This is a genomic window from Bradyrhizobium elkanii USDA 76, from assembly GCF_023278185.1.
Taxonomy (GTDB): Bacteria; Pseudomonadota; Alphaproteobacteria; order Rhizobiales; family Xanthobacteraceae; genus Bradyrhizobium; species Bradyrhizobium elkanii.
The window spans coordinates 7,160,463-7,172,916 of record NZ_CP066356.1 but is presented as its reverse complement, the minus strand read 5'-3'; the positions used below and the strand labels follow the sequence as shown (position 1 = coordinate 7,172,916).

Annotated in this window: 5 protein-coding genes and 1 pseudogene; 4 read left to right on the top strand and 2 right to left on the bottom strand. The window is 59.7% G+C overall.

Going from position 1 to position 12,454, the window contains the following annotated elements:
- Nucleotides 1–386 precede the first annotated feature (386 nt).
- Complete coding sequence (locus tag JEY66_RS34255; RefSeq protein ID WP_026192367.1) at nucleotides 387–878, bottom strand: calcium-binding protein; 492 nt, start codon at nucleotides 876–878, stop codon at nucleotides 387–389.
- A gap of 383 nt (nucleotides 879–1,261) precedes the next feature.
- A pseudogene (locus JEY66_RS45320) lies at nucleotides 1,262–1,505 on the bottom strand (aminoglycoside phosphotransferase); the annotation flags it as partial.
- Between the two features lie 1,622 nt (nucleotides 1,506–3,127).
- Here JEY66_RS45320 and JEY66_RS34245 point away from each other — a divergent pair.
- From JEY66_RS34245 to JEY66_RS34230, 4 genes are all read left to right on the top strand, one after another.
- Nucleotides 3,128–3,331, top strand: coding sequence for a hypothetical protein (locus tag JEY66_RS34245; RefSeq protein WP_080586182.1), 204 nt, complete (start codon nucleotides 3,128–3,130; stop codon nucleotides 3,329–3,331).
- Between the two features lie 1,060 nt (nucleotides 3,332–4,391).
- On the top strand, nucleotides 4,392–5,045 hold the full coding sequence (locus tag JEY66_RS34240) for a hypothetical protein (protein WP_018270172.1): 654 nt from the start codon (nucleotides 4,392–4,394) through the stop codon (nucleotides 5,043–5,045).
- A gap of 183 nt (nucleotides 5,046–5,228) precedes the next feature.
- Nucleotides 5,229–5,408, top strand: a complete 180-nt coding sequence (locus JEY66_RS34235; RefSeq protein WP_157183429.1) for a hypothetical protein — start codon at nucleotides 5,229–5,231, stop codon at nucleotides 5,406–5,408.
- A 95-nt stretch (nucleotides 5,409–5,503) separates the two neighbouring features.
- Nucleotides 5,504–12,244: a shikimate kinase gene (locus tag JEY66_RS34230; protein ID WP_157183430.1), complete on the top strand. Its 6,741-nt coding sequence runs from the start codon at nucleotides 5,504–5,506 to the stop codon at nucleotides 12,242–12,244.
- The last annotated feature ends 210 nt before the right edge of the window (nucleotides 12,245–12,454 follow it).

Here is a 12,454-nt window from a genome sequence, read left to right as displayed (position 1 = left end):
TCGAGAAGCTGACGAGCTTGAGACGAAAAAGTGAACTCCGTCCCGGTTTTCCGTCTCGGATACCAGCCGCCAGGCTGAGAAAGAACGCTCCATTGGATGACCAGCCTTGTTCGAACAACGTCCAATAAGGAGTGGGAGCTCGCTTGCCGGAGTTTACAAATTTGGCGGCTGCCTCCAATTTCAATAGCGGCGACACCTCTATCGTTCGTCGGTCTTCATTCGACTGAAAGGGATTAATCGAAGTGGGGTGGCCACCATGTCTCTGCTCATCGGGAAATGCTTGACCGTCTGCCGAGGGTGACGGCGGTCGTCGCCGGCAGGATGGTGTGCCAACGCGATCGCCGTGCCCGTGCGGCATGTTCGGCCGACAAGAACAGCCGCGAGGATCAGATGGGCTGATCAGTGATATGCATGATTGAGAAATAATTGTCCGGGTGATGCTGAACATCGTCGGCATTCACATGTGAGAGCGTGATTGAATTGCCCTCTCCGAGATCAACGACCGTGGTATCAGGGCCAGCCGCCTTGATGTGACTGGCAAGATCGGCAAGCGTATGAATACCGGTGTGATTGATCCCGTCCTCGATATTCAGTCTATCCCCCACCGTGAAGTCGATCACGGAATCCTTGCCATTCCCACTCGTGAACATGAAGTTGTCGTTGCCCTGATTGCCGAACAGAACATCGTTGCCCTGACCGCCGTACAGAAAATCGTCGCCTGCACCACCATGGATTGTGTCGGCTCCCTGATTGCCTTCCAGTTCATCATCGCCCCCACCACCGGAGATCAAATCGTTCCCGCCCAGACCTTGAATAAAGTCCCCATCTGCAGTCCCAACTATGTGATCGTTGGTGTTCGCGCCGCGGAGTACAGCCATGTCATTTCCTGTGTCGTGTTGCCAGGCGAGCCGTCGCGGAAGTGATCAGGCTCGCGTTGATGGTCATACACATCGGATCTGACGGAAACCTGACTTGGCTAGGCCATTGCAACGCGTCGTCCAATGGCGAGCCGTTGTGCAAGTGGTTTCGAAAGCCCAACGGCTCACACTTTTGATCCCGCATGGACAAAATTGGTACGCGAAGTCGCGAGGTCGGTCCAGGCAAGTGTATAGGACAACACCGGTCGTAGCTGGGCAAGCGGCGAAGGCTTGATCGCGCAGGCCGGCACTATTGGCAAGCAGGCAATGACAGGAGCGCAAACTTGACCAAGTTCATGCTTGGGCGCTGTTCCCTCCACGTGGCAGACTGGACTATTGCTTGTTGCAAATTCGCGGTTCCAGTAGGCGGGGGCTTCCGCGCGGCCGATGCTTGCGCGGCGATGTCATGCGCGCCGTCGTCGAGACCGGCGGCGCTGTGGGGCAGCACCAGGTCGAGATCGGGGACGTCGACATGCGATCTCATCCCGGTCAGCGCGACCAGATCTGCGGTGATGCCGATGTTGCACGGGTCGGACCGCCGCTAAAGACGCAGGTCTGACGTCTGACGAGCCGCGCCCATGCGGCCCGGTATATCTGGCCCACGCCGCCGAATCTTCGCACATAAGCGGGGTATCGCCGTCGTCACCACCCTTGAGCACCAGTTGATCCGGCTCGCAAGGCGGCCGATCCTCTCAATGGCCAGCGGCAAGTAATGCTCGAGCCATGTGCGAAGCCGGCTTTCAATAGCGGCGACTGCAAATCGCCTTTCCACCCGTCGAGGATTGGTCGGCTCGTGTCACCCATCCCATGCGGCGCGGGCAATCGGCGCCCATGCAAGATCCCGATCGGGCCTTGAATGGCTCCGGTACCCTAACGGCCCATCACACCAAAAATCAGGGCAAGCACGTCAGTCTGCGCCTCATATCGCGCAGCGGCTGAAACAAAATATTCGTTCGACTAGGCGTCGCCTGGATCAGTGATGTCAGTTGTAACCTCGGCGTCGATACGGCGTACCAATTTGAGTGCGCTTCCCACCATCAGCGCACCGAATCCATGTAGCGGCAGCACTGGAAGCGCTGCAATTCTAGATCATCGAAGAGCGAGATGCCGTTGCTTTTATTGTTCGATTGCTTTGATGTCGTTCGTCATGCTGCGCACGTTTCAATGAGTCGCACCTAGCAGTAGGGCGCGCGTCAACTTCTCGACAGCTAAATCGGCTAGACTGAAGGGGGGAGGTACCTTGAACTGCAAAGCGACCGCAAACTGATGGCTTTGGATGGAGTGACAAATCCGTTGGATGGTCCACAGGTTTCACGGACGTGCTACGCTATGCACCCGGAGCAATCGAGCTTCGAGCAGTGCCCTGAGGGATTGCAACCGCACGTGGCGAAATGCCGCGCCGCCAGACGGCGGACGCGCTTTGCTCGATCGCCCGCGGCCATGATTATGAAAGTAGCCTCTGAGAACGAATCCAGGGGCGCCCGGTCGGTAAACTATCACAGGAGCACTACATCCTGGCGGCCGCATTCACGACGGCGCGCACCGGACATCCCTCCCAGAAAAAGCAGGTTCGCTGCTACCCTAACTTCGCCCCATCAACTTCATAGAAGATGGACGTCCGGTACCGCTCCGACCGCAACGAAGCCTGGCTGAAGGAGAAGACTGTCCGGCGGGACGATTTTCCGGTTATCGGATTTATCAAACGCCGGGTGTTGCCGCGTTGTACCTCGGAAAACAGGAGGACCAAAGAACTGAGGTCGGGACCGGTTGGTATCGGACGACGTGGAGCAGGATTCGCAAGGCGCTGGACAGTGTCATTAGCCCAAAAAGTAAATTGAGTAAGCCGCTCAAGAAACCCAAAAAACGTAGGTCGAGCCTGTTTTTACAGGTGGAAATCGAATGCCGCGGACATGACCTCCGAAGTCTTCGCGCGAGTTCGCTCAAAGGATTATCGCAGTCGTAACCTAGTGTGCTGAATGCGAAGTTCGTGCGATTTCGCGGCAGCCACTTTCACGAACTTCGCATTCATAAAGCACACTAGAATCATAAGTTTGCTAGTGTCCTTATCGAATCCGAAGTTCGCTCCGAAGGTGCGGCAAATGATGCGAACTTCGGATTCGGGACACTAGGTTGTGGAAACGATCATTGTAACTTCATACGCTCATCGCAAAGGTGAGCCTCAACGCTCCCGAGAAAATACGGAGCGCGTTATGAAGAAAACCAGAAATAGAGCAAAGCAAACCACATCGCTTCAGGACCGGCTCAATGCGTTTGCCGACGATATCTTCCACAAGGCAGCGCGGCTTCCGCCCGGCATTGAGCGCGACCAGCTGCTGAAGCGTGCGCGGACGGCGGAGATCGCAGCTGACATTGATCAATGGGTATCGTCTTCAGGCTTACAGTCGCCGACATAGGCCTTGGAGACGTCTCCTCCTCCAAGTTCTGTAAGGGCCCTTGTATCCGGCGGGGGCCCTTCGTTTTGGGAACGATCTGCGGTGTTTAGGACCATGAGTGCAACGCCCTCGTAGAAAATGCTGGGCGGCTGGGCACTTTGCACCGGTCGCCGTCGACATCTGTCTGCCTCCCCTGTGAGCTGACAAATCCACTTTCATGGTCAGTTCTCATGGTCAGTTCACGTCAGCTTTCCGTCAGCGGAACTTGGTATCGACCTCACCCCGCCGTTCGTGGCGAATGTCCGCGTCGGAGAGCCAGTTTGTGGCGGATGGGTCATGCTGTCCCACCTAGATCGGAGATGAAAGTTTATGCGCGGCATTGATGAGGGCAGCAAATCGTTCAATTCAGAGGCTGGCCGCACCGCGGGCGACAATGCCGATAGTGCTCGCGTTGAAACGGCTGCTGGCCAGGGTGAAGAGCGTCAATCATTCAACTCGGTCGTAAATCAAATTCGCTCCGAGCCTGACGATCGGCCCGCGTCCTTCTCTGGTGACGAGCGCCGTACCTGCGCTGGTCTGCCGGAGCGGCCCCTCCGTCCAACTTCAGCTGCCCATCGGATGTTGGCGCAGGCGCTGCACAGCGCGACCGGAGGCAATCAGAATCTCCGCTCTTCCTCCGGCGCCGGCGCGCTGCGTACCGGTGCAAGATCCTCGTTCGATGATCCGCAGGCGTCAACCTCGTCAGGGCGCGCGCTCCGAGAGGAAGGGCGCTGGTCCGGCAGGGGAAATGTTGCAGGAAGGTCGCGCCTTGACGATGGGCCCGCGCCGAGCGCGCGTGCTCCGGATTCCTGGAGGCCGGATCAATTCCGCGAGACCGCACAGAATGCGGGCGCAGCGTCCGCGCGTTCGGCAGACGAACCATGGCGTGCCAATCGATCAGACGAAAGCTCGCAAATCGTCTTGCGCGGGCCGTATGGGGTCGGCGATTCGGATCGAGGTGGCAGGGCGCCCGGTTGGAGCTTCAACAACAGGCCCTTTCTGGCACCTGATGGCTCGCTCGGTGAGCGATTTGATTCCCGCCATGGCACGGCAGAAGGCAACGCAGACGGCGCACGTCCGGCAGGCGAACGCTGGCGTGCTGATCGCGCGCGGGAAGGCGCGCGAGAAGGTGCCCGTGCCCCGACTGTCGAAGGCCGCTTCGCTCGCCCTGGCGAAATGCCGGCCTGGCGCATCGATGATATGCCATCACACAATATTGGTGCGGGCCCTGACCGATTTCACAGAGGCGATGGCGCAGCTCCTGATGGCGATGCTGGCCCTTCGCGTTTCTCAGGCAGGTCCTGGCACGGCGATCAAGCCGCAGGCGGCTTCCCGAGAGAGCCGCGGCATTCGCATATCGAAGCCGGTTTCGGCCAGGGCAGCGGCGCGCAAGGATGGCGCCTCGAGGAGCTGCCCGCGACGTCCGCCGATCGTCGAGGACCTGAGCGAAATCGGAAAGGTCACCGTGGCGCACCGCATCCGGATGCAAGCTCGTCGCGTTCGGACCGCGGGCCGTGGCGTGCCGATCGAGCCGCCGGAACGCCGCAAGGTGAGGGGCTTGCCTTGCAATCGCAATTTGCCTCCAATTGGCGCGGTGAAGCGCCAGGCTGGCGTCGCTTCGAGGGCACGCCCGCGGCGCCCCTTCATGCCGCACCCCCCGATCAACCTTATCGAGGCAATGTCGCACCAGGCATGAACGACGGTCTTCCGGGTCGCGGTGGAGAGCCTTGGCGGAGCGATCGAGTAGCCGGAAACTCGCGGCAAAGCGCACTCCCGCGACATGCCCGGCCGCTTCCCGGTCGGCAGGACCAGAGGGGCGGATGGCATCCTGACGCGGCGCCTGCGCATCAGAATTCGCCGCAGCCTTATGGAGCTTCCGGTGGCGCAGCTTGTCGTGAGGCTGGTGACTTGCGACCGCAAGAGCAGCCCTGGCGACAAGGCCGCGCCGATCTTGAGCAAAGAGGCCAGCTTGCACCGCATCCTCAATCGGTCGCGGGACGAGGTCGCGGACCTGGATGGCGCGGTGACAATGCCACAGGCCGGAACGTTGAGCATGTAACATCCCAAGCTCATTTTAGGAATTCGGACGACCTCAATGCCGCGCTGGCAGACATTGCGGGCGCTCGCAACATCGATGTCTTCTCGCGTGTGTTGATGCGTTATGCCAAACAGTTCCGTGGGCACGAACTCGCCGAATTCGACCAAAAGGCGGCTGCACATTTCGAGGCGCGTTTTGTCCCGCAGCTCGAAGACAACATCGGCTGCTCCTGGGCGTACGCAACGGCATGCAACGTGATCAGCCGCACAGGTGAAGCCGGGGCAAGTGCTTGCAGAGCTCTGGCGGCTCGACTCTCGCGCCTTGACAATGCCGATATGAAGCGGGTCGATCCCAGAGGCTTCTCCCTCTTTGCTTCCTCCTTTGGCCGCCACTCCCGGGCCATGGAATGCCGCGATGCGACGATCCGGATCGCCGAATTCTGCTGCGATGAGCCAGGCGTGCTTTACAAGTCAAGCAGTCAAGACCTCTCCCTGCTGATGAACGGCTTCAGCAAGTGGCCCGAACAGCGGGCCTGCCGTGAAGCGGGCCTCAAGGTGGCAAACGATGTAGAGGCCGATCTGTTGACCGATTTTGCCTTACAACATCTCTCCACCCTGGTGAACAGTTTCAGCAAGTGGCCGCAAGAGCCGGCTTGCGAGCGAGCCACAATTGCGGTTGCGAGCGAACTCGTCCGTCGCGGCGCAGCTGAGCTCTTTCGTGCCGATGAGCAGCAACTGGCGAACCTCGTCAACGGCTTTGGCAAATGGCCCCAAGACGCAAATCTTGGCGGCGCCGAAGCCTTGATTGCCGCTGAAATTGATCAACGTGCAAACGGCAGGTCGGGTCTGTCCGGTTTTAAGCCAAAGGACCTGGCAATGCTGCTGAACGGCTTCGCCAACAGGGCGGAAGACGAGGCATGTGTTCGCGCCAGCTCCGAGATCGCCCGGGCGATCGTTCGCCGCGCCGAGCGTCCAGCTCAGCTCTTTGATTTTTCGTCCCAGGATCTGTCGAACCTCGTCAGCGGGTTCGGCAAGTTGAACGGAAAACTGCCAACCGAGGACGTTGCGCGCGCGCTAGCCAGTGAGATTCTTCGCCGCGCCGACCGGCCTTCCCGTTTGTCTGAATTCAACCCACAGGACATGGCCAGCCTGGCGAACGGATTCGCGAAATGGCCGCAGATTGCGCAAGCGTTCCACGCAATAAGCGCGATCGCAGGCGAAGTCGTGGGCCGTCGCGTCCGGCTCTCGCGTTTTCAGGAACGGGAGCTCGCCCGCCTGGTGCACGCGTTCAGCAAGACCATGTCGATGGACGACGATATCAATCGGGCCGCGACGGTCGAGATCGCAAGACAGATCGTGGTCCGTGCCACGCGGGGAGAACGGCTCGCCCGCTTTAGTGAGCAGGATCTTGCAAATCTGGTGAACGGCTTCAGCAAATGGCCAACAGAAGAGGACTGCGGCCAGGCGATAGCTTCGATCGCAGCCGAAATCCGTCGCCGCGCCACAAGCATCGAGGGGCTCGCAGATTTTAGGTTCCAGCACCTGGCAAACCTGGTCAATGGCTTCAGCAAATGGCCGGAGCGGGCGGGTCAAGCCGCGTTGTCGATTGCAACGGAACTCAGCCGCCGCGCCGAGCACCGCAATGGCCTTGCAAATGCAACCCCGCAGGACTTGGCGAATATTGTGAACGGATTGAGCAAGTGGCCCGGCGAACTGAGCTCCCATCCCGTGATTGCAGCGCTTGCCAGCGAGCTCCGCGATCGCGCCGGCCGGGACAGCGGACTGTCCGATTTCACTGAGCAGCACCTGGCAAATCTGGCGAACGGCTTTTCCAAATGGCCAGAACAGGCCGCTCGTCCAGCCCTGATTTCGATCGCCACTGAACTGCTCAACTATCGCGCCAATTCGCTCGCTAGCTTCGATGGCCAGCATTTGTCAATGCTGGCGAACGGTTTGAGCAAGCTCGCAGAAGATGACGACTGCGCGCAGGCAATGGCCTTGATAGGCGGCGAAATCGCACGCCACGCTGGCCAGCGTGGGCTCGCCGAGTTTTCCCCGCAAGGACTTGCAAACCTCGTGAATGGGTTCAGCAAGTTGCCGCGCGAGAGGAATTGCAGCGAGGCCATGTTGGCAATCGCGGCCGAAATCTGCGGCCGCGCCGACCGACGAGATGGGCTGTCCGGCTTTACGCAGCAGAATTTGCGGAATCTTGCGAACGGATTCGGCAAGTTCGAGCATGAACGCTGCGGCGAGGCGACAGCTGCTATTGCGCGCGAGATGATGCATCGCGAGGCCGGACTGTCCGATTTTGAGCCGCTGGCGGTCGCGACCCTGTTGCACGATTTTGCCAAATGGCCGGAAGAGGAGGCATGCAGGCAGGCGGTGATGGAGATCGCGCGCAGTGTCGGCGCCGGAGCGCGACGATTTAATGCCTTCACCACCCCTGAGCTCGGCATGCTTGCCAATGCTCTGGCGCGCTGCACGATGGAGGCCGAAGACCGTGGAGAGAGCGATCAAGCCGCCCTTCTGAAGAACCGCCTGCACAAGCTCGCGCACCATCTGTACTATGCCAACGATCGACTGCAACAGGCTGGCGTTCTTAGCATCGCCAACATTTTCAAAGCCTTTGGCAAGGCGCGGCTGTTTGACGATTTGTCCTTGCTGGCGCCATTGGGGCTGACCAGGCTTGCGGAATTGAGCGCCGGTGACGATTTTGCCGCTGAGCATGACCTTGAGACCATGGGACACCTCAGCGTCGCTGTGCTGCCCCTGGCGCGCAGCTCGCAGAAGCAGCTGCGCTGGCACCGCAGGCAAGCGCTGACCTTGTTGAACGACATTCAGCGCATCGCGCACGACAAGATCACGGCGCATTTGGCCGCGACCGATGCGGAACGGATCCGTGGCCCATACGCGAGCCGTACCCCCGCTTTGTCGATCTACCAGGTCCTTAAGGCCCGGGTGATCCTCGAGAAACTTTATCGACGCCCCTATGTCGAAGGCGATCAATCCCAATTGCGAATCAGGCAGCAGGACATCGCGCGCGGGACCAGAGAGATCCTGCACTCTACACGCGATCTGATTGAACGCGATCTGTCCAACATGAGCTGGAACCTGATCGCGGACATCGAGGCCGACGACCCCATCGATGCGCTGGATTCGTTCTTGGAGCAAAATGTCGCGACAGTCCATGCGCAGCGTCCTGCCGCGAAATTCAACACCCACCAAGTGTTGCGCGACATGGACCACGAGCCGCGTCCCCCGGAGGGGAATGCCGGATTGATGCAGCTGCCGGTCGTGGATATGCGAGGTCAGCGGCTGACCACGGAGCCGGAAATACGATATTCGGTTTTGCATCGCCTGACTGAGGGGAAAGTACCGGTGGTTGCGGTCCAACTGCCTGGAAAGCCCAGCAGCTTCATGCTGACCCGCACGCTCAGTGTCGATGGCATCCCGTATCGTATGGATTTGTTCGGCGGCAGCAAGCTGAAGCCGCCGCGATTGACCCTGGCGCAGGTCGGTGCGCGCGCGCCTGGCGGGCGGCGGATCGAGCAGGAGGGGGGGAAGCTGCTCGCAATTCCGTATGCCGACACCGCAGCGGGTACGGACTTCGAGCAGCTATCGCGTGCCTGGGCGCCATTCAAGGAAGCTTACTTTTATACCCAGCGCAGGGGATTTGCAGGCTCACCATCCATCAAAGGCCTCGCGCCCCAGGACAGCGTGCTCGAAGGCGCTTTCAAAATCTCGCTGCTCCCGGACCGGCCTGCGGAGCGGGCTCACCCATTCGCGCTCGTTGGACCAAACGGTCCGATCGCGTTGCGACCACATGACGGCACCGGCTTCATCAAGGCCTCACTGGCTGGGAAAATGCGCGCTGTTCGCCTCGCTGGCGAACAGAATGGCCCCGATCGGGTCCCCGCCTATGCTGAAGGCAAGAGAGCATCTGTGCCTGCCTCGGCGCTGCATCATTATCCGCGCAGCGAAAAGGTGGCGGACGAGGCAAGAGATAAAGCCAGGAACTGGCTCAATAGCAGACAGAACAAGGAGCTCACGTCCGAGGAGCTCTATCGCACCGTAACGGCTGCACACATCGATGCCCCTGCCGCTATTGCCGTGCCCTCAAGCGATGGGCGTCTGCATGTGTCGACCATCAAGAGCGACACCTTGGCGGGTACGACGGGGGTGCTGATCGGGCGATCACCGTATGACAAGCCTAACCTGCGTCCATTTGCAGCTGAGCAAGTCACATCGGCTGCCGATGGAGATCCGACGGCGGCGTTCCTTGATCGGTGCATTGCCGTTCAATATAGCTTGAATGTCGCCCAGAAATCGCATGGCGAACTGGCCGCGGACGATCCGACCTTCTTTGCCAAGGGCTTGCTGATCGTGGTGCCTGACGAGATCTGGCCAGCTGACTTTGCCGACCGCGACCTCGTCATGTCTGCTGAAGACGTCAAGATCCATTCGAGCTGGACGAGCGCGAAGGACCGCACGAAGCAGGACACAGCGCTCGAAACTGTCGGCGTCCTCCAGGCAGCCGAAGTGTTCGCTCCGGGCTCGCTGGTTGCCGTTCCGCCTGTGGAGCAAAAGCGGCTCGATGGCGATTTCGACGGAGACGCCGTCATTATCGTCGGTGACCGTCCCGCGCTTTATCAGCATGTGCGGCAATTCGATCAGCAGGAGCAGGCGCAGGGCGTGCGTTCGCTCAAACCGCCGAAATCGCACACCCCCGCGATCGAGGACGATCGTTATCAATTCAGCCGCACAAGCCAGATCCTCGCCGCCACACAAGGGGTCTTGGAAACTTATACTGGCCTATTGCGAAGCTTTCTGGCGCAATCGCCTGAGGCGCGCCACTGGTTTGCCGAGCGTGCCCTGTTCGGCAGCTACGAGGGCATTCACCACCAGCTCAAGCGCGAGCTTCGTGATCTGCTGGACCAGGAGCCGGCGAGCCGGACCGATATTGAGGGCAAGCTCGACCAAGCGAGAGCGGAAATGGGGGCGGCACGACACCCGGTCGCCCGCGAAATGGCCGATCTACTCATCGCCGACCTTGAGGCGTGGACAGCGCAAGGGCAATCCGTGGGCGTTGCCACCGACGGTTCGAATGACGCAAGGCTGACGCTGAGTGCGCAGCTGTGCGAATTGTTCCCGGACCTGGCCGAGGCATATCCGGCAGCTGCTCAGCCGCGAGAGCGCATCCAGCTGCTTGTCGACAACTATCCGACGCGTATCCATCCTTTGCCGGACGGTTACGTTGCCGATGACCCTGTCAAAAGCGCGAACAACTTCCTGAGTCTTGGCGTCAAGGTTGGCACCGACGCCTATAAATCCGACACCGGCGCCCGGCTGTTCGCAGCGAAAAGCAAACGTCTGCAGGAATTGCTGCAGGCAACCCCGGCTCTGAAATCGGTGCCTTATACCAAGAGCATGGCGGCCCATCTCAACTGCGGCAGATTGGACGTCGAGGCGACTTTGGCCGATCTGAAGGACAATCCGACGCTGGCAGCCTCCGTCATGGAAGCCGCGATCAAGCTTAGTGTGGAAAGTGGTATTCTGCCCGAACCTTCCGCCCCGCGGCCGACCAACGACGACGGTGCGATGATCACGCTAAGTCGCGAGGAGGCCACCGTGCGCGCCAGGCGTGAGGCTGATCGGGCGAGAGGCGAAGATGAGACGATCAGGAAGGTGGTCGGCGATGTCGTCGCGAACTTGCAGCAACAACACGGCATTCAGGTGAATCTGCCGCACGATCAGCATCGCCTGCGGACAGAACAATCATTGAGCGACCAACTCACAGGCAAAAGCCTTCCCTCCGGGACTGCCTCACAGCTGATCAGCAACGCCGTCCGGCACGTTTTTCAAATCCCTGACGGCGCTTTTACAATGGGGTTCAGGAAGGCCGTGCTCGCCTTTGAGGAGCAGGGTTATACCGAGCTCAGCACAACCAATTGGTTCAGGACGCGAAATCCGACCTATGTCGGAATCAAAACCGTCTTTACAACACCCGAAGGTTACCGTTTCGAGGTCGAGTTCCATACACCGGCCAGCTACCAGGCCAAGCTTGCCAATCACGATACATACAAGATGCTGCAGCGAGGCAGCAGAGGGACAATGAACCAATCGAGGGCCGAGCAGCTCGTGCAGCGCGCAAGACAGATCGTCAACGAGGTGCCAGTTCCCGATCAGGCGACGAGCATCCCCAACTGGGAGGCGGAAGCGGTCGGCACGGCCGACGCCAGCGCGGTCCTCGCCTTGCGAAGTGCCAAGCCCCAGATGCCCAAGCGCTCTCCCATCGCGGGGCAAATCGTTGCAGCCTTGGGCGAGAGGCCGATCGTGCTCGTCGGCATGATGGGCGCTGGGAAATCATCAATCGGGAGCCGGCTCTCCAAGCTGCTGGGCCTCGATTTCGTCGATACCGACAAATCGATCGAGACCAGGATGGGCAAACAGATCAACGAAATCTTCAAAGACCACGGCGAGCAGTATTTCAGGGATCTGGAGGAGAGCGAGATTTTGCAATTGCTCGAGCGAGGTGCCGTGTTGCTCGCAACGGGCGGCGGCGCGTTTATGAGCGAGAGGATCCGCGATCGTATCCGCGAGAGAGGGATCTCGATCTGGATCAATACCGATCCGGAGACCATAACGAAGCGCTTGGTCAAAAACACGACGCGTCCGCTCCTGCAAACCGACAATCCGGAAGAGACGATCAAAGAGATGATGCGCGAGCGCGCACCTGTCTATCAGATGGCAGATCTGAAAATTGACCCGATTGATCGGAGGATCAACAAAAGCGCAGATGCGTTGCTGGATAAGCTCCATGCGAAGCTGAGCGGTGGCGTTGTCAGCGAACCTGGTTGAGCGGGTGGCTTATCGCGCGTGAGCCACTCACGTATAAATCGAAGGCGCACGGGAATGATGAAGGCCCGCCTAGGCGGACCTTCAGAATTTAGGCGTATACCCACCGGTTCGTATTGAGCCATCAGGGCGTCAATTGGAATGTTCCACTGCTTGCTAATGGTGCGGATCATTTCCAGCGTCAGAGGTCGAATTCGGTTCAGTATATCAGAC

What these genes read in the sequence shown, in the direction of transcription:
- JEY66_RS34240 (WP_018270172.1), top strand. Translation starts at nt 4,392, where the DNA reads ATGGCACGGCAGAAGGCAACGCAGACGGCGCACGTCCGGCAGGCGAAC.
- JEY66_RS34230 (WP_157183430.1), top strand. Translation starts at nt 5,504, where the DNA reads ATGCGTTATGCCAAACAGTTCCGTGGGCACGAACTCGCCGAATTCGAC.
- JEY66_RS34255 (WP_026192367.1), bottom strand. Translation starts at nt 878, where the DNA reads ATGGCTGTACTCCGCGGCGCGAACACCAACGATCACATAGTTGGGACT.
- JEY66_RS34245 (WP_080586182.1), top strand. Translation starts at nt 3,128, where the DNA reads ATGAAGAAAACCAGAAATAGAGCAAAGCAAACCACATCGCTTCAGGAC.